Below are 22355 nucleotides of genomic sequence, written 5' to 3'. Positions count from 1 at the left end.
CGGCCGACGCGCCGCGGGCAATTGGCACTCCGCTTGACCGAGTGCTAATCGCGGTCATAGTCTCGGCTCTGGCACTCCCCCCTGGAGAGTGCCAGACAAACGCGACGGGCAGGTCCGGCACCCGCGACGACGGATCGACCTGGTCGCCACCTCAGACAGTTAACCCCGTGAGATCTCCGAAGGGGGAGGTCGGATCGTGACGACCGCCAGCTCCAAGGTTGCCATCAAGCCGCTTGAGGACCGCATCGTGGTCCAGCCGCTGGACGCCGAGCAGACCACGGCCTCTGGCCTGGTCATCCCGGACACCGCGAAGGAGAAGCCCCAGGAGGGCGCCGTCCTCGCCGTGGGCCCGGGCCGGTTCGAGAACGGCGAGCGCCTGCCGCTCGACGTCAAGGTCGGCGACGTCGTCCTTTACAGCAAGTACGGCGGCACCGAGGTGAAGTACAACGGCGACGAGTACCTCGTCCTCTCGGCTCGCGACGTCCTCGCGATCATCGAGAAGTAATCACCTCAAGCGACTCTCCGTTTGAGCTGCGCCCCTGGCCCCCGCGACCGATAAGAAGCCGGGCGCCCGGGGCGCAGCGTCTTTTCACCCACAGATTTCCGAGAGGGCTCCCGCTGTCATGGCGAAGATCCTGAAGTTCGACGAGGACGCCCGTCGCGCCCTTGAGCGCGGCGTCAACAAGCTTGCCGACACCGTGAAGGTGACGATCGGCCCCCGCGGCCGCAACGTCGTCATCGACAAGAAGTTCGGCGCGCCCACCATCACCAACGACGGTGTCACGATCGCCCGCGAGGTCGAGATCGAGGACCCGTACGAGAACCTCGGCGCGCAGCTGGTGAAGGAGGTGGCGACCAAGACCAACGACATCGCTGGTGACGGCACCACCACCGCCACGGTCCTCGCCCAGGCGCTGGTCCGCGAGGGCCTGAAGAACGTCGCCGCCGGTGCCTCCCCGGCCGCCCTGAAGAAGGGCATCGACGCCGCGGTCAAGGCCGTCTCCGAGGACCTGCTCGCCTCGGCCCGCCCGATCGACGAGAAGTCCGACATCGCCGCCGTCGCCGCGCTGTCCGCCCAGGACCAGCAGGTCGGCGAGCTGATCGCCGAGGCGATGGACAAGGTCGGCAAGGACGGTGTCATCACCGTCGAGGAGTCCAACACCTTCGGCCTGGAGCTGGACTTCACCGAGGGCATGGCCTTCGACAAGGGCTACCTGTCGCCGTACTTCGTGACGGACCAGGAGCGCATGGAGGCCGTCCTGGAGGACCCCTACATCCTCATCAACCAGGGCAAGATCTCCGCCATCGCCGACCTGCTGCCGCTGCTGGAGAAGGTCATCCAGGCCGGCTCCTCCAAGCCGCTGCTGATCATCGCCGAGGACGTCGAGGGCGAGGCCCTGTCGACCCTGGTCGTCAACAAGATCCGCGGCACCTTCAACGCCGTCGCGGTGAAGGCCCCCGGCTTCGGCGACCGCCGCAAGGCGATGCTCCAGGACATGGCCGTCCTCACCGGCGCCACCGTCATCTCCGAGGAGGTCGGTCTCAAGATCGACCAGGTCGGCCTCGACGTGCTCGGCTCCGCCCGCCGCGTCACCGTCACCAAGGACGACACCACGATCGTCGACGGCGCCGGCAAGTCCGAGGACGTGCAGGGCCGCGTCGCCCAGATCAAGGCCGAGATCGAGAACACCGACTCCGACTGGGACCGCGAGAAGCTCCAGGAGCGCCTCGCCAAGCTGGCCGGCGGCGTGTGCGTGATCAAGGTCGGCGCCGCCACCGAGGTGGAGCTGAAGGAGAAGAAGCACCGTCTGGAGGACGCCATCTCCGCGACCCGCGCCGCGGTCGAGGAGGGCATCGTCTCCGGTGGTGGCTCCGCCCTGGTCCACGCCTCCAAGGTGCTCGACGGCAACCTCGACAAGTCCGGCGACGAGGCCACCGGTGTCTCCGTGGTCCGCAACGCCGTGGTCGAGCCGCTGCGCTGGATCGGCGAGAACGCCGGCCAGGAGGGCTACGTCATCGTGTCCAAGGTCAAGGACCTGGACAAGGGGCAGGGCTACAACGCCGCCACCGGCGAGTACGGCGACCTGATCAAGGCCGGCGTCATCGACCCGGTCAAGGTCACCCGCTCCGCCCTGGAGAACGCCGCCTCCATCGCCTCCCTGCTGCTCACGACCGAGACCCTGGTCGTCGAGAAGAAGGAAGAGGAGCCGGAGGCCGCGGGCCACGGCCACAGCCACGGCCACGCGCACTGAGCCCAGCGCTCCTGAGCGAAGGCCCGGCACCCCGGTGAGGGGGCCGGGCCTTCGCCCTGTCCGCCGCTGCGAAGCGGCCACTGCTCCGACGCGGCTACTGCTCCAACGCGTCGAGCGCGCCCAGTTGCTGCATCAGCCCGAGCTGGTCGTGCTGCCACCACAGCTCGGCGATCTTGCCGTTGTCGCCGAACCGGAACAGCGCCATCCCGGTCATGGTGACCTGCCTGCCGGTGGGCGCGATCCCCAGGAAATCGCCCTGGTGCGTGGCGTACCAGGTCCACCGCGCGCAGGCCCGGTCGCCCTGGGTGAGCACATCCTCGACCGTGAACGCGAAGTCGAAGGCGCCGCGCCACATCCGGAACTCGGCGCGGACGTTGTCCAGCCCGATGGTGTCCTGCGGGTTCATCGGATCATGGCTGTGGATGTCCTCGTCCAGCAGGTCGTTGAGCGGCGGCAGCTCGCCCTCGGTGCACAGCGCCTCGAAGAGCCCGCGCACCATGCCCTCGGACAGGCTCTCGTCCCGTACGACGTCCAGGTCGATGAACGTCGGCATCTCGTCGCACAGCGCGACCAGCCCCCGGAAGATCCGGTCGGTCTCCGGGAGGTTCGAGTTCCGCATCGCGTCCTCGTAGGACGGGAACTCCACCACTTCGACGACGTGCGAGGCGTCCGAGCGGTCCGTTCCCATCACCGCGTGCGTCGCCGTCCGCCTGCCCTTGGTCTGCTGGACCCAGTCGTCCATGAGCCGGTTCATCTCGTCCAGCCGGCTCGTCCTGCACTCGATGAGCTGTACGAAGGTCATGCGCCGCCTCCGGCCCCCCTGGTCCGGTACCGTCCCGCCCATTTTCCCACCGGGACGGCGGCGCCACCCGCCCGCTACCGCGGCCCGTACTTGCGCCCGGTCCGGGAGCTGATCCCGCCCAGCAGCCCGCGCGGCGCCACCTTCGCCAGCCCCATCAGCGCCTTGTACCGGGGGTCGGGGATGGACACCGTCCTGCCGCGCGCGAGGTCGGACAGGGCCGCCGCGACCAGCTTGTCGGCGTCCAGCCACATCCAGCCCGGGATGTTGTCCGTGCCCATCCCGGCCCGCTGGTGGAACTCGGTGCGCACGAACCCCGGGCACAGCGCCATCAGCCGGACCCCGCTGCCGGCCAGGTCCTTGGCCACGCCCTGGGTGAACTGCACGACCCACGCCTTGGACGCGCCGTACGTGCCGCGCGGGACGAACGCGGCCACCGAGGCGACGTTCACCACCCCGCCCCGGCCGCGCTCGCGCATCGCCTCGGCCGCCGCCGACGTCAGCCGGAGCACCGCTTCGCAGTGCACCTTGAGCATCCGGAGCTCGTCCGCCATAGGCACTTCCAGAAAGCGGCCCTTGTTGCCGAATCCGGCGTTGTTGACCAGCAGGTCGACCGGGTTCTTCCGGTCGCCGAGCCGGTCGGCCACCGTCTCGATGCCCTTGTCCTGCGCCAGGTCGGCGGTCAGCACCTCCACTTCGATGCCGTGCCGGTCGTGCAGTTCCGTCGCCTGCTCGCGCAGCCGCTTGGTGTCCCGCGCGACCAGGACGAGGTCATGCCCGTCAGCCGCCAGCCGCCGCGCGAACGCGGCACCGATCCCCGCGGTCGATCCCGTAATCAGAGCCGTTGTCATGGCCCAAGCGTAGTGACCCGGAGCGGGAGCCTCAGCGGTCCGCACGCCGTGCCGGTGCTCTGCCGGCGGGTCACCGGACTCCGTGCTCGGCCACGTACGTCCGGGCCTTCGCCAGCGTCTCGGAGTGCAGCGCCGTGCCCGCAGCGAGCAGCCGGGGCAGCAGCTCCCGCTCGGTGGTGACCGCGCGGAACTGCATCGCCGCCGTCACGCCGTGGTCCGGCCGGTGCACGATCTCGACCGGATCGCCCGCCCGGATCTCACCCGGCTCGATCACCCGGAGGTAGGCACCCGTTGCGCCCTTCTGCGTGAATCTCCTGACCCAGCCGCGCTCGCCCAGATGGCCCTGGAAGGTGGCGCACGGAATGCGGCCGGAGGTCACTTCCAGTACGACGGTGGGACCGATCCGCCAGCGCTCTCCGATCAGCGCCCCGGAGACGTCCAGACCGTCCGTCGTGATGTTCTCGCCGAAGCTCCCGTTGGCCAACGGTCTGCCGAGTTCGCGCGCCCAGGCGTCGAGGTCCTCCCGGGCGTACGCGTACACCGCCTGGTCGTCCCCGCCGTGGTAGCGCGTGTCGCACACCGCGTCCCCGGCGAGCCCGCTCGCGCCGACGCCCTTGGGCCCGGGCGCCGCCACCGGCACCGGGCCCTCGGCCGGCTGCTTGTCTATGCCGGTGAGGCCGTCCGGCTGGTTCGTGTAGGGCACCTGCCGGGGCCGGCCCAGATTGACCGAGAGAAGCTTCATCCCGGCACGGTAAGCGATCAGGACCCAAAGCGTCGACGCATTATCGGGCACTCCTTCCAAGGCTGCCTTATGCTCGTCGGGTGATCGAGGCCCGTCATCTCCGCGTCCTGCGCGCCGTCGCCACCACCGGCTCCTTCTCGGCGGCCGGACGCCAGCTGGGCTGCACCCAGCCCGCCGTCAGCCAGCAGATGAAGGCCCTGGAAGCCTCGGTCGGCACCCCGCTGCTGGTCCGCACCGGGCGCGAGATGCGCCTGACCCAGGCCGGTGAGGCCCTGGTGCGGCACGCCTCCGGCATCCTCGCCGGGCTCACCGCGGCCGAGGAGGAGGTCGCCGCCATCGCCGGCCTGCGCGCGGGCCGGGTCCGGCTGGTCTCCTTCCCCAGCGGCAGCTCCACCCTGGTCCCCACCGCCCTGGCCGCCCTGCGCGCGGGCCACCCCGGCACCCGCGTCTCGCTGGAGGAGGCCGAACCGCCGAGGTCCGTGGAACTGCTCCGCGAAGGCGACTGCGACCTGGCCCTGGCCTTCCGCTACGAGGGGGCGGCGGTCGCCGAGGACTGGGACGACCTCGTCGTGCGCCCCCTGCTGACGGACCGTCTGGTCGCCCTGGTGCCCGAACGGCACCGGCTCGCGCGCGCGGACAGCGTCGCCATCGGCGAGCTGGCCCACGAGCCCTGGATCGCGGGCTGCCCGCGCTGCCGCGGCCAGCTGGTCGAGGTGTGCGAGGGGGCCGGGTTCACCCCGCGCATCGACTTCGCCACCGACGACTATCCGGCCGTGATCGGCCTGGTCGGCGCCGGTCTCGGCGTCGCCGTCCTGCCCCAGCTGGCCGTGGAGTCGGTACGGCCGCGGGGCGTGCGCACGGTACGGCTGGAACCGGCGGTACGGCGGGAGATCGTCGCCCTCACCCTGCCCGACCTGGCCCAGGTGCCGGCGGTGTCGGCCACGCTGGAGCAGCTGGCGCGGGCGGCGCGGGCGGCAGGACGCGGCCAGGCGTAGCCCGAGCGGCGGGGGTCACGGAGCCGCGGTGGCGTCGCGGAGGCGAAGGGCGTCGCGGAGACGAGGGGGCCGCCCGGACGAGGCACGGGCACGCGCGTGCGTGCCCGGTAAGGAAGCGGATGTTTTGCCGATGGTGATGCAGAAACGTTCCTTCAGTGCTCCGAAGCGGTGTCCCCGCTGGTGGTAGAGGCCGCCACCAGGCGGTTGCGTGCCCGCCCCATCAACTCCTCACGCTCGTCCTCGGTCAGGCCGCCCCAGACGCCGTACGGTTCGCGCACCGCCAGCGCGTGCGCCGCGCACTCCGCACGGACCGGGCACCTCATGCAGACCTCTTTGGCCGAGTTCTCGCGAGCGCTCCGAGCCGCCCCGCGCTCGCCCTCCGGGTGGAAGAAGAGCGAGCTGTCCACCCCGCGGCAGGCAGCCAGCAGCTGCCAGTCCCACAGGTCCGCGTTCGGTCCGGGAAGGCGGGAGAAATCTGCCATTACGTGACCCCTTGTCGCCGTTCTGGGCGGATACGGTGCCAACGACCGTACATCTCCGGTCTAAGGAGATGAAAATATGACTCATTGCGAATCTAGCCCCGGACACCGCAAAACGGGAAGAAAAAGGGCCGAATGGGGCATAGGTTGTGATGAAAAGTTGTGGGTCCGTCGAGCATGTCTGCACCGTGTCGAAGCCCTCACGTAGAGTGCCGAAGACGGCACGCGGGCCCGTAACTCTTTCGAGTGACCGTCGTTGAGAGTGCGGATGCGGTTGAGAAAACAAGCGCTCGGGCAGGCGTCCGAGACGGTCGACCGCACAGGTGACGATTCCGTACCAGCCTGGAGGCTCAAGGTGACGCGCATCAGCTGCGGAGGGCGGTCATGACATCCGTCCTCGTCTGCGACGACTCCCCGCTTGCCCGAGAGGCGCTCCGCCGCGCGGTCGCGACCGTGCCCGGTGTCGAGCGCGTGACGACGGCGGCCAACGGCGAGGAAGTCCTCCGCCGCTGGGGCGCCGACCGCTCCGACCTGATCCTGATGGATGTGCGCATGCCCGGCCTGGGCGGCGTCGAGACCGTGCGCCGGCTGCTGTCCGCCGACCCGGGCGCGCGCATCATCATGCTCACCGTCGCCGAGGACCTCGACGGGGTGGCTCTGGCCGTCGCCGCCGGTGCCCGGGGATACCTGCACAAGGACGCCTCGCGCGCCGAGCTGCGCGCCACGGTGACCCAGGCGCTGGCCGACCCCACCTGGCGGCTCGCCCCGCGCCGGCTGCGCTCGGCGGAGATGGGCGCCGCGCCCACGCTCACCGCGCGTGAGATCCAGGTGCTGGAGGGCATGAGCCACGGCCGCTCGAACGCCGAGATCGGCCGCGAGCTGTTCCTCTCCGAGGACACCGTCAAGACGCACGCCCGGCGCCTGTTCAAGAAGCTCGGCGCCTCGGACCGGGCGCACGCGGTGGCCCTCGGCTTCCGCTGGGGACTGGTCCGCTAGCGACCGCGAAGCCGGGCGGGCCGCTCGGCGCCGGGGCGTTCCGGTGCCGTCCGCGCCCGCGGCTGCCGTCGGGTGGGCGGCCGACCGCGCTCGCCGAGCGCGGCTGGGCGTGCCCCGGTGCCCCTTGTCTCGTGTGCCCCGGGGCGTGGCGCCCGCCGGTGGTGTGCGGGCGGACGCCGTACGGGGCGCTGGTCAGCCGTGTGGGCGTTGGTCATGCGGGCGGTGGCGCGCCGGGCCGTCGTGCCCTTGCCGCCGTGCCGTTCCGCGGATGGACGGGGCTGTCCGGGTGATTCCGGTCGTCCCGGTCCGCCCTGGTCACCCCGGCCCGCCCTGGTCACCCGGCCGCACCAGCCGTCCGGGTCCCGCACCGGCGGGCGAGCCGTCGTGGAGACGGACGGCGAATCGTCGTACAAGTCGGCGGCGCATCGTCGTACAAGTCGGCGGCGAACGCCGTACGAGTGGGCGGCGGGCGTCGTGGAGGTCGGCGGCGAGCGTCGTACAAGTCGGTGGCAAACGCCACGGAAGTCGGCGGCGGACGCCGTGGAAGTGGGCAGGCGGGCTCGTCTGCCGGTGGAACGCGTCGACGGGCAACCGCCCCGGCGCACAACGGTGCGGAACGCGGCGCGTGACCACTCCGGCGCACCACCGCGCCGCACGCCCCGAGTGGCGCGTGCGCGACGGCCCGCCGGACGCGCGCTGCTCGTTTCGGCGCGGATGCCGCATCCTTGAGGGTGTGGAGTCTCTCGGGGACGAGTCGGTCGAGCGGAAGGGGAGGGCGCAGGGAATGAGTGCCGGCGCACCTGCTCATAACGCTTCGGTGCACAACCACGAGCACGATGCGACGGACCGGACGGCCGCAAGGCACCATGGACCGATGCGCGACGACGAGGCGGGCACGGCCCACGGGGCGATCGGTGCGCTCGTGCATCGTGCCGTCGACGGGGACGAGCAGGCCACGCACGATCTGCTCGCCCGGGTCCACCCCTTGGCGCTGCGCTACTGCCGCACCCGGCTGTCCCGGCTGCCCGGCGACGCACGCCACTTCGTGGAGGACCTCGCCCAGGAGGTCTGCGTGGCGGTCCTCCTCGCCCTGCCCCGCTACCGCGACACCGGCCGCCCCTTCGAGGCGTTCGTCTTCGCCATCGCCTCCCACAAGGTCGCCGACCTCCAGCGGGCGGCGATGCGCCACCCGGGATCGACCGCGGTGCCGTCCGACGAGATGCCCGAGCGGCCCGACGACTCCCTCGGCCCCGAGGAGCGCGCCCTGCTCAGCAGCGACGCCGAGTGGGCGAAGAAACTGCTGGCCAACCTCCCCGAGAACCAGCGCGAACTGCTCCTGCTGCGCATCGCCGTGGGCTTGACCGCGGAGGAGACGGGGCAGATGTTGGGAATGTCACCCGGCGCGGTCCGCGTGGCCCAGCACCGGGCCCTGAGCCGCCTGAGGGCGCTCGCCGAACAGTGAACCCCCTGCGCGGAGCCAGAAGTAGCTCCCGCGCTGAACAGGTACGCCGCCGTTTCCGTACGAACATACGAAGCCCGAGGCGACCCCGTACCGTGGAATTTGCTAGCGACGCTTCCCGTTAGCATGGACATCCGCACCGATCAAGGCCATTTGGGGAAGGTGTCATGACTGCAAACGTCGACGGAGTGCCCGGTAAATTCGCGACACTCGGGCTGACCTACGACGACGTGCTGCTGCTGCCGGGCGCATCCGAGGTGCTCCCCAACGCGGTCGACACCTCGTCCCGCATCTCCCGCAACGTCCGGGTGAACATCCCGCTGCTGTCGGCCGCGATGGACAAGGTGACCGAGTCCCGCATGGCCATCGCGATGGCCCGGCTGGGCGGCGTCGGCGTGCTGCACCGCAACCTCTCCATCGAGGACCAGGTCAACCAGGTCGACCTGGTCAAGCGGTCGGAGTCCGGCATGGTCACCGACCCGATCACGGTGCACCCGGAGGCCACGCTCGCCGAGGCGGACGCCCTGTGCGCGAAGTTCCGCATCAGCGGCGTCCCGGTCACCGACCCGGCCGGCAAGCTCCTCGGCATCGTGACCAACCGGGACATGGCCTTCGAGAGCGACCGCACCCGGCGCGTGCACGAGGTCATGACCCCGATGCCGCTGGTCACCGGCAAGGTGGGCATCTCCGGCCCCGAGGCCATGGAACTGCTGCGCAAGCACAAGATCGAGAAGCTGCCGCTGGTGGACGACGAGGGCGTCCTCAAGGGCCTGATCACGGTCAAGGACTTCGTCAAGGCCGAGAAGTACCCCAACGCCGCGAAGGACGCCGAGGGCCGGCTGCTCGTCGGTGCCGCGGTCGGTGCCAGCCCGGAGGCGCTGGAGCGCGCCCAGGCGCTCGCCGCCGCCGGTGTGGACTTCCTGGTCGTCGACACCTCGCACGGCCACAACAGCAACGCCCTGAGCTGGATGTCGAAGATCAAGTCGAGCGTCGACGTCGACGTGGTCGGCGGCAACGTCGCCACGCGTGACGGCGCCCAGGCGCTGATCGACGCCGGTGTGGACGGCATCAAGGTGGGCGTGGGCCCGGGCTCCATCTGCACCACCCGTGTCGTCGCCGGTATCGGCGTCCCCCAGGTCACCGCCATCTACGAGGCGTCCCTCGCGGCCCGCCCCGCCGGCGTCCCGCTGATCGGCGACGGCGGCCTGCAGTACTCCGGCGACATCGGCAAGGCGCTGGCCGCCGGCGCCGACACGGTGATGCTGGGCAGCCTCCTCGCCGGCTGCGAGGAGTCCCCGGGCGAGCTGCTCTTCATCAACGGCAAGCAGTTCAAGTCGTACCGCGGCATGGGCTCGCTGGGCGCCATGCAGTCGCGCGGCCAGGGCAAGTCGTACTCGAAGGACCGCTACTTCCAGGCCGACGTCACCGCCGACGAGAAGCTCGTGCCCGAGGGCGTCGAGGGCCAGGTGCCCTACCGCGGCCCGCTCGCCAACGTGCTGCACCAGCTCGTCGGCGGCCTGCGCCAGACCATGGGCTACGTCGGCGCCGCCACCATCGAGGAGATGGAGTCCAAGGGCCGGTTCGTGCGGATCACCTCGGCGGGCCTGAAGGAGAGCCACCCGCACGACATCCAGATGACGGTCGAGGCGCCGAACTACAGCAGCAAGAAGTAACCACAGCGGCGAGAGGCGACGCCCACGCGCGCGTGAGGCTCGTTGCCACGGCGGCCCCGGAGCATCCGGGGCCGCCGTTGTCGTACCCGTCGGCGATACTGGAAGGCGCTGCAACGCATAGGGAAAGGCCACCAACGTGACTGAGATCGAGATCGGGCGCGGCAAGCGCGGCCGCCGGGCGTACGCCTTCGACGACATCGCCGTCGTCCCCAGCCGCCGTACGCGGGACCCGAAGGAGGTCTCGATCGCCTGGCAGATCGACGCCTACCGCTTCGAGCTGCCGTTCCTGGCCGCCCCCATGGACTCCGTGGTCTCCCCGGCCACCGCGATCCGCATCGGCGAGCTGGGCGGCCTCGGCGTGCTCAACCTGGAAGGCCTGTGGACGCGGTACGAGGACCCGCAGCCGCTGCTGGACGAGATCGCCGAGCTGCCCGCCGAGCAGGCGACCCGCCGCCTCCAGGAGATCTACGCGGCACCGATCAAGGAGGAGCTGATCGGCGCCCGCATCAAGGAGGTGCGCGACTCCGGCGTGGTCACCGCCGCCGCGCTCTCCCCGCAGCGCACCGCCCAGTTCTCCAAGGCGGTCGTGGACGCGGGCGTGGACATCTTCGTCATCCGGGGTACGACGGTCTCGGCGGAGCACGTGTCGTCCTCGCACGAGCCGCTGAACCTGAAGCAGTTCATCTACGAGCTGGACGTCCCGGTGATCGTCGGCGGCTGCGCCACGTACACGGCGGCCCTGCACCTGATGCGCACGGGTGCCGCGGGTGTCCTCGTCGGCTTCGGCGGCGGCGCCGCGCACACCACGCGCAACGTCCTCGGCATCCAGGTCCCGATGGCCACGGCCGTCGCCGACGTGGCCGCGGCCCGCCGGGACTACATGGACGAGTCCGGCGGCCGGTACGTGCACGTGATCGCGGACGGCGGTGTCGGCTGGTCCGGCGACCTGCCCAAGGCCATCGCCTGCGGCGCCGACGCCGTGATGATGGGCTCCCCGCTGGCCCGGGGCACGGACGCGCCCGGCAAGGGCCACCACTGGGGCATGGAGGCGGTCAACGAGGAGCTGCCCCGCGGCAAGAAGGTCGACCTCGGCACGGTCGGCACGGTCGAGGAGATCCTCACCGGTCCGTCCCACACCCCGGACGGCTCGATGAACTTCTTCGGCGCCCTGCGCCGCGCCATGGCCACCACCGGCTACAGCGAGCTGAAGGAGTTCCAGCGGGTCGAGGTGACGGTGGCGGACAGCCAGCACCGGCGGTAGTCGCCGGAAGCGGTCGCCACGACGCCGGAAGGGCCGGTCATCCCCAGCGGATGACCGGCCCTTCCGCATGCCCGGGCGTGGTCACGGGAACTGGCCACCCCGAGACGGAACAGGGGTGGACACTCCGATCACTTCCAGGAGCCTGCCGCAGTGACCCCTGCGGTGGGCTCCGAACCAGCCTCCAGCCCCGGCACCTCCACGCGCCCCCCTTCACAACCGATGCGCCGCCCCCGTGGGCGTGGCCCCCCGTGTGTCCAGCAGCAGCTGGGCCTTCACCGAGAGTCCCTGCAAGTCGTACGTCCGGTGCTGCTGGAGCAGGATCGTGAGGTCGGCGTCGGCCGCCGCCTCGTACAGGGAGTCCGCGCGCGGCACGGGCCGGTCCAGGACGCTCCACTCGGGCACGTACGGGTCGTGGTAGCTCACGGCCGCGCCCAGCCCCATCAGTCGTACGGCGATCTCCTGGGCCGGGGTGCCCTGCTGGTCGGCGAGGTCGGGCTTGTAGGTGACGCCAAGGAGCAGCACGCGGGCCCCGCGCGCGGACTTGCCGTGTTCGTTCAGGAGCGTGGCGGCGCGCTGGACGACGTACCGGGGCATCCGGCTGTTGACCTGCTGAGCCAGCTCGACCATGCGCAGGGTGCGGGTCGCGTGCCCGGTGAGGTCCAGCGGGACCCCGTGCCCGCCGACGCCCGGACCGGGCCGGAACGCCTGGAAGCCGAAGGGCTTGGTCTCCGCGCACCGGATGACGTCCCACAGGTCGACACCCAGCTCGTGGCAGAGCACGGCCATCTCGTTGACGAGCGCGATGTTGACGTGCCGGAAGTTGGTCTCCAGCAGTTGCACGGTCTCCGCCTCGCGCAGCCCACGCGCGCGTACCACCTTGTCGGTGAGCCGGCCGTAGAACGCGGCGGCCGACTCGGTGCAGGCGGGGGTGAGGCCGCCGATGACCTTGGGGGTGCTCGCGGGGGTGTGGTCGCGGCTGCCGGGGTCGACCCGGCTGGGGGAGTAGGCGAGGTGGAAGTCGCGGCCGGCGCGCAGCCCCGAGCCCTCCTCCAGCAGCGGGCGCAGGAACTCCTCCGTGGTTCCCGGGAGCACCGGCGACTCCAGGATGACCGTGGTGTGCGGGCGGAGCCGCGCGGCCAGGGTGCGGGCGGCGGCCTCGACCTGGCCGAGGTCGAGTCCGCCGTCGGCGCCGCGCGGGGTGGGCGCGCAGATCACCGCGGTGCGCACCCGGCCGAGCTGGGCGGGGTCGGTGACGGGGCGGAACCCGGCGGAGTGCATCCGGCGCAGCTCCGCGGGGCTGAGTGAGCCGGCCTCGGGGCCGGTGGCATAGCCGACGGTGGGGATACCGGCGGCGACGGCGGCCTGGGCGAGCGGCAAGCCGTAGGGACCGAGTCCGATGACGGCGAGGTCTGCGGGCATGGCGTGGGCCGTCCTTCCCAGTAGCCGAAGCGGGACAGGTGCGCAACCGCTGTGGAGAAGACGAGCGAGTGCACTGTCAGACTAGGTACATATATGACCGTTATGTGTGATTGTGTTTGTGTGTCTTCCCAGGGTTGTGCGCAAGTTGTCCACAGGGCGGGAGTCCGTGGTGGCTGAAGTCGGGCAGCCCGGTCAGAATTTGGGCATGAGGAGGGGATGAACCGGGCTTCGCCCACCGGGTGCGGCCGACGCGAGCGAGTCTGCGACAGCGGGAGGCAGCGGTGAGGACAGCGACTCTGGGACCGGCGCAGCGCGCCGGGGCACTGGCGGCGATGGCGGAGCGCGAGCTGGACGTGCTGGTGGTCGGCGGCGGAGTGGTGGGCGCCGGTACCGCGCTGGACGCCGTCACGCGTGGCCTGTCCACCGGCCTGGTCGAGGCCCGTGACTGGGCGTCCGGCACCTCCAGCCGCTCCAGCAAGCTGATACACGGCGGCCTGCGCTATCTGGAGATGCTCGACTTCGCCCTGGTCCGCGAGGCCCTCAAGGAGCGCGGACTGCTGCTGGAGCGCCTCGCCCCGCACCTGGTCAAGCCGGTCCCGTTCCTCTACCCGCTCCAGCACAAGGGCTGGGAGCGGCTGTACGCGGGCTCGGGCGTCGCGCTGTACGACGCGATGTCCATGGCCCGCGGCCACGGCCGGGGCCTGCCCGTGCACCGCCACCTCACCCGCCGCCACGCCCTGCGGGTGGCCCCCTGCCTGAAGAAGGACGCCCTGGTCGGCGCCCTCCAGTACTACGACGCCCAGATGGACGACGCCCGCTTCGTCGCCACCCTGGTGCGCACGGCCGCGTCCTACGGCGCGAAGGTGGCCAACCGCGCGCGTGTGACCGGGTTCCTGCGCGAGGGGGAGCGGGTCGTCGGCGCCCGGGTGCAGGACGTGGAGGCCGGCGGGGAGTACGAGATCCACGCCCAGCAGGTCGTCAACGCCACCGGTGTGTGGACCGACGACACGCAGGCCATGGTCGGCGAGCGCGGCCGGTTCCACGTCCGCGCCTCCAAGGGCATCCACCTGGTCGTGCCCAAGGACCGCGTCCACTCCACCACCGGCCTGATCCTGCGCACCGAGAAGTCCGTCCTCTTCGTCATCCCCTGGGGCCGGCACTGGATCATCGGCACCACCGACACCGACTGGGACCTGGACAAGGCCCACCCGGCCGCGTCCAGCGCCGACATCGACTATCTGCTGGAGCACGTCAACTCGGTGCTGGCCGTGCCGCTCAGCCGCGACGACGTACAGGGGGTGTACGCGGGGCTGCGCCCGCTGCTGGCCGGCGAGTCCGACGCCACCAGCAAGCTGTCCCGCGAGCACACGGTCGCCCACCCGGTGCCGGGACTGGTGGTCGTGGCCGGCGGCAAGTACACGACGTACCGGGTGATGGCCAAGGACGCCGTCGACGAGGCCGTGCACGGGCTCGACATGCGCGTGGCCGACTGTGTCACGGAGGAGACCCCGCTGCTCGGCGCGGAGGGCTACCAGGCGCTGTGGAACGCGCGGGCGCGGATCGCCGCGCGCACCGGACTGCACGTGGTCCGCGTGGAGCACCTGCTGAACCGGTACGGCTCGCTGGCCGAGGAGGTCCTGGACCTCATCGCCGCCGACCCCTCGCTCGGCGAGCCGCTGCACGCCGCCGACGACTACCTGCGCGCCGAGGTGGTGTACGCCGCCTCGCACGAGGGCGCCCGGCACCTGGACGACGTCCTCACGCGTCGCACCCGCATCTCCATCGAGACCTTCGACCGCGGCACCCGCAGCGCCCGCGAGGCGGCCGAGCTGATGGCACCCGTCCTCGGCTGGGACGAGGACCAGATCGCCCGCGAGGTCGAGCACTACGAGAAGCGGGTGGAGGCCGAGCGGGAGTCCCAGCTCCAGCCGGACGACCACACGGCGGACGCCGCGAGGCTGGGCGCGCCGGACATCGTGCCGCTGTAGCAGCGGCTGACGTTCACTCGAACGAGTGGCCGTTTTGGGGATCTCCGCTCGAATCCCGGCCGTTCTACCAGGTGCGAGGGCAGAACGCGGCGGCGAGCAGCCGGGGGGAGGGAGAGAGCGATGCGTACGGCCTGAGGTGCAGTCAAGGGCACAGCGTCCTGGGTGGCTTGGGTGAAGTCGGCCAGTCCGCTGGGGCGGGTGAGCAGCGCCCCCACCGGGGAGGTGCGCCGGGAGGTGTTCCGGACGGCGGCCGGGGGGAGCGGCAGCGCGGGGGCATCGGTGGGGACGGCACTGTCCGAAGCGTCGGCATGCCGGTTCATCCCTCCTTGCGGCCCATCATCCCGGTAAGCGGAACGCCTGCTTCAGGCGGGCTTCCGTGGCGGCGGGGGCGGGCGCAGGCCAGGGGCACCCTGGGCGTCGGGCACTTGCCGGGTGAGAGACAATGGAGGCTCTGTCAGGGCGGGTTGTATGAGGGGACGCATGTCGGAGGCGGAGCGGGCGGGTACATCTCGTCAGGAGACTCGTCAGGACAAGAACGAGCGGCGTCTCCTCGCGGGGCGGTACCGGCTGGGAGACGTGCTGGGCCGTGGCGGTATGGGCACGGTCTGGCGCGCCGAGGACGAGACCCTGGGCCGGACGGTCGCCGTCAAGGAGCTGCGGTTCCCGTCGAACATCGACGAGGAGGAGAAGCGGCGCCTGATCACGCGCACCCTGCGCGAGGCCAAGGCGATCGCCCGGATCCGCAACAACAGCGCGGTGACGGTCTTCGACGTGGTCGACGAGGACGACCGGCCCTGGATCGTCATGGAGCTGGTCGAGGGCAAGTCCCTCGCCGAGGTCATCCGCGAGGACGGCGTGCTGGAGCCGAAGCGCGCCGCCGAGGTGGGGCTCGCCGTCCTCGACGTGCTGCGCTCCGCGCACCGGGAGGGCATCCTGCACCGGGACGTGAAGCCGTCCAACGTGCTGATCGCCGAGGACGGCCGGGTCGTCCTCACCGACTTCGGCATCGCGCAGGTCGAGGGCGACCCGTCCATCACCTCCACCGGCATGCTCGTCGGCGCCCCCTCCTACATCTCCCCGGAGCGGGCCCGCGGCCACAAGCCGGGACCGGCGGCCGACCTCTGGTCGCTCGGCGGCCTGCTGTACGCGGCGGTCGAAGGCACCCCGCCCTACGACAAGGGCTCGGCGATCGCCACGCTCACCGCGGTGATGACCGAGTCCCTGGAGGAGCCGAAGAACGCGGGACCGCTGCGGGACGTCATCTACGGCCTGCTGACCAAGGACCCGGCCAAGCGGCTGGACGACGCCGGGGCGCGGGCCATGCTCAACGCCGTGATCCAGGCGCCCGAGCCCAAGCCGTTGGACGCCACGCAGGTGGTGCCGCTGCCGGCGCAGTCCGGTGGGCCCGAGGGCAGGCGGGGCGAGGAGGGCGGCGAGAAGCTGCGCGGCGCCCTGCGGTCGGTCCGCAAGGCGGCCGGGGCGGCCACGGCGGCGACCGCGCGGACCAAGAGCGGGAACGGGCCGTCCGCGCCGGGAACGGCTGGCGCGGCGGGCGCCGGGGGCGCTGCAGGCGCGGCTCCCGGTGGGGCGCGGCCCGGGTTCTCCGGTGGGCCGGGGGCTGTCCCCGCCGCGCGGCCGGGCGGTCCGGCGTCGGGTGCCGCCGGTGTGCCGAACTCCAGCGCGAACAAGCAGGGTTCCGGCTGGCCCGTGGTGCCGCCGCCGGACCTGGACCTGCCGACGCGGCCGGTGCCGAGGGCGCCGCTGACCGATGTGGTGTCGAAGCGCACGCTGCTGGTCATCGCCGTGGTGGTCGTGCTCGCGGTGCTCGGGACCGTGCTGGCCTTCGCCCTGGGCGGCGACGACGGCAAGGACGACAAGAGCGGCGGGGCCAAGGCGGCGGCCAGTGCCGACGCGTCCGCCAAGCAGGACAAGGGCACGGGCGGCACGGACAACGCGACCCGGACGGACGGGGCGGGTTCGGCCTCCGCGACCACCGGGCCGACGAAGGACGCCGGGGCGAGCCGGTCCGCCGGTACCGGTTCCGACTCGGACTCCGACTCCGACTCCGCCGACGGCTCCTCCGGCTCGAAGGAGAGCGGGAGCGCCCCGGTGGTCACCACCCGCAAGGGCGGCCAGGGGTACTCGATCGGGCTGCCCAAGGGGTGGAAGTACGGGTCCAGCGGGGCCGCCGGCGACCGCTACACCGGGCCCGGCGGGCAGAAGCTGCTCGTCGCCTGGACCGGCACGCCCAAGGACGACCCGGTGGCGGACTGGAGGAACCAGGAGCACTACATGGTGCGCTCCCAGTACCACAAGATCCGCATCGAGCAGGTGGACTACCGCGACTGGAACACCGCCGACTGGGAGTTCACGTACGTCGAGGGCGGCACCGAGTACCGCACGATCGACCGGGGTTTCGTGGTGAACGACCACCTCGGCTACGCGCTGATGTACACCGCGAAGGGCGCCGACTGGAACGGCGAACTGCGCAAGGACACCTGGAAGACGTTGACGAGGTCCTTCGAACCCAAGTCGTAGGCGCCGCGCGCCGGTTTCGTTCGTGAGAATCCGTCATCCTCTCAATGCGGGTTGCCTCCGGCACGTATCGTGAAGTGTCGCGGACCGTACGCGGCCGTATGCGTGTGCGAAACGGGTCGTGAGGCGAACGGACGTGACCAACCGGGCGGCCGGGGGAGGCAAAGTGGACGACTACGCGGGTCGGGTGCTCGCCGACCGCTACCGCCTGCCACTGCCGCCGTCCGACGAGTACGAACTCACCGAGACCCGCGCCTTCGACACCTACAGCGGTCAGGAAGTCCTCGTCCGGCAGGTGCCGTTGCCCGAGGTGGTCGAGGCCGAGGTGCTCGACGCGGAGGGGCTGCCCGCCGGGTTCACCGCACGGGAGCGCGCGTCCCGCCGGGCGCCGGAGGCGAGGGCCGCCACCCGGCAGCCCGCCGATCCGGCGGTGCGGCGCGCCGTCGAGGCCGCCCAGGCGGCGGCCGGCATCCCCGACCACCCCCGGCTGGACCAGGTCTTCGACGTGTTCGCCGAGGGCGGGTCGCTGTGGATCGTCAGCGAACTGGTGAACGCGCGTCCGCTGGCCGCCCTGCTCGCCGAGAGGCCGCTGACGCCGTACCGGGCGGCCGAGGTCGCCTCCGACGTGCTCATGGCGCTGCGGGTGCTGCACGCCCATGGCTGGGTCCACCGCAACGTCACCGTCCGCACGGTCCTCGTCTGCGACGACGGCCGCGTGATGCTGACGGGCCTCGCGGCCGGCGCGGCGGAGGAGGCGCTGTCCGGATACGACCCGGTGCCGGCCCCCGAGGGCCAGGACGGCGGCACGGGGGAGGGGTTCGGCGCCGCGCCGGGTTCCGTCGGCGGCGGAGCCCTGGGCGTCGGCCCCGGAACGGGAGCCGGCGAGGTCCCCGCCGGCGCGGGGCCGGCCGCGGACGTCGATCCCGAGGCCGCGCGGCGGGCCGCCATCCAGGCACGGGCGGCCGGGGCGCTCCCGGCGCCGGGGGCGAACGGCGTGTCCGGTACGGCGGGGCAGCCGGCCCTGGAGAGCGGTGCCGACATCCGCGCCGCCCGGGCCGGGGCCATCGCCGCGTACCGGGCGGGCGCCCGAGCCGCCGCCCGGGTGCACGAGGCCCAGCAGGACGAACGCGCCGCCCTGCCGGGCGCGCGGCCACCCGCCGACGACGACACCGACACCGGCACGGCACCGCCGTACCCCTCCCGCGAGGGCGCCGGCCCCACGGCGCCGCCCGGCCGGATAGCCGACCCCTACGGGGTGCGCGGCGCCCCCTGGCACGGCGCCGGACCGCGCCCCGGCTCCGGCGGCACGCCCCCGGCCCCGGACGGCGGGGCCCAACGGCCGGGCCTGCCCGCGGCGGACCCCGGCACCGGGCAGGCGTTCGTGCCGGGTCAGGGGTACGGGGCCGGGCGGCAGGCGTCGGCGCCCGGCCAGGGCTACGGCCCGGGACGTGCGCCGGCGCCGGGTGGTGAGCAGGGCCGGCAGGTGCGAGGGGGATCCGGGGCCGGCTATCCGGGCGCCACCCCGCCGTACTCCGAACTGTCCCCCGCCCCCGCGTCCGGCACCGCCCCCGCACCCGGCACCGCCCCCGGTGCCGGTCTCTCCGCGTCGCCGGGTGGGGGTGGTTGGGATCAGCCCGGGGCCGCGCGCCGTGGGCCCGGGACCGCGCTCGCCGCCGAGCGGGCGCGGCAGGTGCGGATGACCGTGGTGGGCCCGGTGACCGAGCGCTGGGCGCCGGAGCAGGCCGGGCCCGTGCACGAGAACTGGCAGCTCGCGGCGCCGATCGGCCCGGCCACCGACCTGTGGGCGCTGGGCGCCCTGCTGTTCCGGGCCGTGCAGGGGCACGCGCCGTACCCGGAGGAGTCCACGGCCGAGCTGGTGCAGCTGGTGTGCGCCGAGCCGCCCGCCTTCGCCGAGGAGTGCGGGCCGCTGCGGCCGGTCGTGGAGTCGTTGCTGCGTCAGGACCCCACCGAGCGGCCGGACGTCGAGGAGCTGAGCGGCTGGCTGCGGTCGCTGGTGCGGTCCGCGCCCGAGCCGGACGCCGGCGCCCATGTCGTCCCCACGCCGCCCGCCGACCCGAGCCGGCTGCCGATCGTCCGGCGCCGTGGCGAGCTGGTGCGCCGGCGGCGCGCCGGACTGCCCGCGGCCCATCCGCACGGCCGGCACAAGCGGGCCCGGGACGGCGAGGGTTCGCCGCGCAGCCTCGGCCGGACCCTGCTCCTGCTGATCCTGCTCCTGCTGGCCGGCGCGATCGCCTACGCGATGCTCTTCATGCCGAAACAGGGCGAGAGCGGCGCGGCGGGCGGCGACCGTGCCGGCGGCGCCGGGCAGACCGGCACCGCGCCCTCGCACACCCCGCAGCCCTCCACCGGGCAGAGCGCGCCGGGCGGCGACGCCTCCGCCTCCGCGCCCGCGACCGAGACGCAGACGGGCGGCGACCCCGCCGTCCCCGACGGGTTCACCCTGCGCAAGGACCCGGACGGCTTCAAGGTCGCCGTCGCCAAGGGCTGGGAGCGCAGCCCGAAGAACGGCAGCGGCCAAGCGGTCTACGCGCACGGGAACTTCGAGCTCATCGTCGTACCGGGACGGGACGGCACGTCCGCGTACGGCAGCGATCCGATGGTCTATCAGCGGGACAAGGAGCGCGAACTCCAGCCGTACCGCGACTCCAGCTGGGCCACGGCCACCGGGCTGCGGACCATCGAGGTGGGCGGACGGACCATGGCCGAGGGGCAGTTCACCTGGACCGACGGACAGGGCCGGGACCTGTTCGTGCGGAACATGGCGTTGCTGCTGAACGGCCGCTACCACGTCGTCCAGGTGCGGGGTCCGGAGGCGGAGCGGGACGAGGTGACGCGGTTGTACGAGGAGGCTACCGCGACGTATCGCTACACCGGTTGAGCAGCGTGCACCCGGGGCCGGGCGCTGCCGGCGCGGTTCCCTCTCTCGCGCGGAAATGACCATCGTCACAGTGCGGTGTCCTTGGCACCCCGCTGGTTCCCTGGGGGCAGGCCGGTCCTTACGCTGACCCTGTCAAGAGCATTGCGGGGCAACGTGAATCAGATGCAGGGCCTGCTCATAGCGGGCCGCTACCGGCTCGCCGACTCCATCGGCAGCGGCGGCATGGGCCGGGTGTGGCGCGCCCACGACGAGGTGCTGCACCGGAAGGTCGCCGTCAAGGAGCTGACCGCCGCGCTCTACGTCTCCGACAGCGACCGGTCCGTGCTGCTCGCCCGCACCCGGGCCGAGGCCCGGGCCGCCGCGCGCATCAACCACTCCGCCGTCGTCACCGTGCACGACGTGCTGGAACACGACGGCCGCCCGTGGATCGTGATGGAGCTGGTCGAGGGCGCCTCGCTGGCCGACGCGGTCAAGGAGCGGGGGCGCGTGGAGCCGGCGGAGGCCGCGCGGATCGGGCTGTGGGTGCTGCGGGCGCTGCGCGCCGCGCACTCCGCCGGGGTACTGCACCGGGACGTCAAGCCCGGCAACGTCCTCCTCGGCGCGGACGGCCGGGTCCTGCTCACCGACTTCGGCATCGCCCAGATCGAGGGCGACACCACCATCACCCGCACCGGGGAGGTCGTCGGCTCGGTCGACTACCTGGCCCCGGAGCGGGTGCGCGGCCACGACCCCGGCCCGGCCTCCGACCTGTGGGCGCTCGGTGCCACGCTGTACACGGCGGTCGAGGGACGCTCGCCGTTCCGGCGGACCTCCCCGCTGAGCACCATGCAGGCGGTCGTCGAGGAGGAGGCGGACGAGCCGCGCCACGCCGGTCCGCTCGCCCCGGTCATCGCCGCGTTCCTGCGCAAGGACCCGGCCCGGCGGCCGGGCGCGGAGGAGGCCGAGCAGATGCTCGCCGAGGCGGCGGAGGGCCGCCGGCCGCGCACGGCCCAGGCGTTCGTCCCGACCCAGGGCTCGGGCATCCCGGCAACCACCGACCGCCACCAGGACCCGGTCCCGGGCACGACCCCGCCCGGCCACGGCGACCCCACGTCGGGCGGAGGCTACGGCTCCGGGACCTCGCCCACCGGTTACGGCCCGAACTCCTCCGGCCAGGGCTACCGCTCCGGCGGCCCGACGGCCGCGTACGGTTCCGGTTCCGCCGCTTCCCCGTACGGTTCCGGTTCCACCCCGTACGGTTCCGGTTCCGCCACCTCCCCGTACGAGCCCGGAGCCCCCGTGCCCGGACACGACCCGGGTTCCGTCGGCGCGTTCACGGTCCGGGGACCCGCGCCCGCCCGGCCCCGCCGGCGGCTGCGCACCCTCGCGCTGGTCGTCGCCGTGGCCGCGGTGCTCGGCGCTGCCGGGGCGGTGGCGATCCAGCACTGGGGCGGGCAGAAGCCCGGGGCCGGCGGCGAGGTGAGCCCGGCGCCCGCCGACAGCGAGTCGGCCGGGACCGACGGCACGATCCCCGCCGGCTGGAGGACGTACCACGACCCGCTGGGCTTCAGCCTCTCCCTGCCCAGGGGCTGGAAGCGCGAGGTGTACGGCATCCAGGGGGACCTCAAGCAGATCGACTACACGCCCGACAACGGCAAGCACTTCGTCCGCATCGCCATCGACGGCTCACCGGACTTCGCCGACCCCCTCTCCCACCAGCAGGACCTGGAGCAGCAGCTCCAGCGGCTGGTCGACTACCAGCGCGTCACGATGAGGGAGAACATCTACCGCGACCGCAAGGGCGCCCGGTGGGAGTACACCTGGACCGCGCTGAAGAAGGACCCGCCGTACGTCCCCGGGCCGCGGCACGCGGTCGAGGAGACGTACTTCTCGCGGCAGGGCACCGAGTACGCCCTCTACATGTCCTCGCCGGCCGGGGACTGGGCCACGACCAGCAAGCAGTTCACCTGGGTGCTGCGCGGCTGGCAGCCCCCGGACGAAGGCTGAACCGGCGTCAGCGGCCGCCGA

16 protein-coding genes are annotated in these 22355 nt (G+C 72.5%); 11 read left to right on the top strand and 5 right to left on the bottom strand.

All coding sequences use genetic code 11. The features are described 5' to 3' along the window. Positions 1-196 precede the first annotated feature (196 nt). Positions 197-505: a co-chaperone GroES gene (gene groES, locus AQJ11_RS11860; RefSeq protein ID WP_004955293.1), complete on the top strand. Its 309-nt coding sequence runs from the start codon at positions 197-199 to the stop codon at positions 503-505. A 118-nt stretch (positions 506-623) separates the two neighbouring features. Beyond that, a complete protein-coding gene (gene groL, locus AQJ11_RS11855) occupies positions 624-2252 on the top strand; it encodes a chaperonin GroEL (protein WP_014674420.1) in 1629 nt (542 codons plus the stop codon). Positions 2253-2346: 94 nt separating this feature from the next. Here the strand turns inward: groL and AQJ11_RS11850 are convergent, their stop codons facing one another. From AQJ11_RS11850 to AQJ11_RS11840, 3 genes are all read right to left on the bottom strand, one after another. Next, complete coding sequence (locus tag AQJ11_RS11850; protein ID WP_014674421.1) at positions 2347-3054, bottom strand: ester cyclase; 708 nt, start codon at positions 3052-3054, stop codon at positions 2347-2349. A gap of 74 nt (positions 3055-3128) precedes the next feature. Beyond that, entirely contained in the window at positions 3129-3902 is a 774-nt protein-coding gene (locus AQJ11_RS11845) for an SDR family NAD(P)-dependent oxidoreductase (protein ID WP_059262992.1), read from the bottom strand. Positions 3903-3972: 70 nt separating this feature from the next. Beyond that, entirely contained in the window at positions 3973-4644 is a 672-nt protein-coding gene (locus AQJ11_RS11840) for an MOSC domain-containing protein (RefSeq protein ID WP_014674423.1), read from the bottom strand. An 80-nt stretch (positions 4645-4724) separates the two neighbouring features. Between AQJ11_RS11840 and AQJ11_RS11835 the strand changes: the two genes are divergently transcribed. Continuing rightward, entirely contained in the window at positions 4725-5639 is a 915-nt protein-coding gene (locus AQJ11_RS11835) for a LysR family transcriptional regulator (RefSeq protein WP_059262991.1), read from the top strand. Between the two features lie 152 nt (positions 5640-5791). Here AQJ11_RS11835 and AQJ11_RS11830 read toward each other — a convergent pair whose 3' ends face one another. After that, positions 5792-6121 carry a WhiB family transcriptional regulator gene (locus tag AQJ11_RS11830; RefSeq protein ID WP_015493322.1) on the bottom strand — a complete coding sequence of 110 codons (330 nt, stop codon included), beginning with the start codon at positions 6119-6121 and terminating at the stop codon, positions 5792-5794. A gap of 381 nt (positions 6122-6502) precedes the next feature. Here AQJ11_RS11830 and AQJ11_RS11825 point away from each other — a divergent pair, with 381 nt between their 5' ends. The 4 genes from AQJ11_RS11825 to AQJ11_RS11810 all read left to right on the top strand — a co-directional run bounded on the left by AQJ11_RS11825 (position 6503) and on the right by AQJ11_RS11810 (position 11507). Further along, complete coding sequence (locus AQJ11_RS11825) at positions 6503-7114, top strand: response regulator transcription factor (RefSeq protein WP_003948568.1); 612 nt, start codon at positions 6503-6505, stop codon at positions 7112-7114. An 874-nt stretch (positions 7115-7988) separates the two neighbouring features. Further along, entirely contained in the window at positions 7989-8576 is a 588-nt protein-coding gene (locus tag AQJ11_RS11820; protein WP_014674427.1) for a sigma-70 family RNA polymerase sigma factor, read from the top strand. Positions 8577-8740: 164 nt separating this feature from the next. Continuing rightward, positions 8741-10246, top strand: a complete 1506-nt coding sequence (gene guaB, locus AQJ11_RS11815; protein WP_059262990.1) for an IMP dehydrogenase — start codon at positions 8741-8743, stop codon at positions 10244-10246. Between the two features lie 136 nt (positions 10247-10382). Then, complete coding sequence (locus AQJ11_RS11810; RefSeq protein ID WP_014674429.1) at positions 10383-11507, top strand: GuaB3 family IMP dehydrogenase-related protein; 1125 nt, start codon at positions 10383-10385, stop codon at positions 11505-11507. A gap of 210 nt (positions 11508-11717) precedes the next feature. On the opposite strand, the gene AQJ11_RS11805 is transcribed toward AQJ11_RS11810, so the two are convergent. Next, entirely contained in the window at positions 11718-12926 is a 1209-nt protein-coding gene (locus AQJ11_RS11805; RefSeq protein ID WP_059262989.1) for a nucleotide sugar dehydrogenase, read from the bottom strand. 281 nt (positions 12927-13207) lie between these two features. Between AQJ11_RS11805 and AQJ11_RS11800 the strand changes: the two genes are divergently transcribed. From AQJ11_RS11800 to AQJ11_RS11785, 4 genes are all read left to right on the top strand, one after another. Then, positions 13208-14914: a glycerol-3-phosphate dehydrogenase/oxidase gene (locus AQJ11_RS11800; RefSeq protein ID WP_041665445.1), complete on the top strand. Its 1707-nt coding sequence runs from the start codon at positions 13208-13210 to the stop codon at positions 14912-14914. Positions 14915-15394: 480 nt separating this feature from the next. Then, positions 15395-17452: a serine/threonine-protein kinase gene (locus AQJ11_RS11795; protein ID WP_107120808.1), complete on the top strand. Its 2058-nt coding sequence runs from the start codon at positions 15395-15397 to the stop codon at positions 17450-17452. A gap of 163 nt (positions 17453-17615) precedes the next feature. Further along, the gene (locus AQJ11_RS11790; RefSeq protein ID WP_059262988.1) at positions 17616-20348 is read left to right on the top strand and encodes a protein kinase; all 2733 of its coding nucleotides are present in this window, start codon (positions 17616-17618) and stop codon (positions 20346-20348) included. A gap of 162 nt (positions 20349-20510) precedes the next feature. After that, positions 20511-22334, top strand: coding sequence for a serine/threonine-protein kinase (locus AQJ11_RS11785; protein WP_059262987.1), 1824 nt, complete (start codon positions 20511-20513; stop codon positions 22332-22334). Positions 22335-22355: the final 21 nt, after the last annotated feature.

Origin of the sequence: Streptomyces corchorusii (assembly GCF_001514055.1) — a bacterium.
Classification (GTDB): Bacteria; Actinomycetota; Actinomycetes; order Streptomycetales; family Streptomycetaceae; genus Streptomyces; species Streptomyces olivaceoviridis.
Note: the sequence above shows the minus strand (reverse complement) of the source record. Positions and strands in the feature narration are given on the sequence as shown.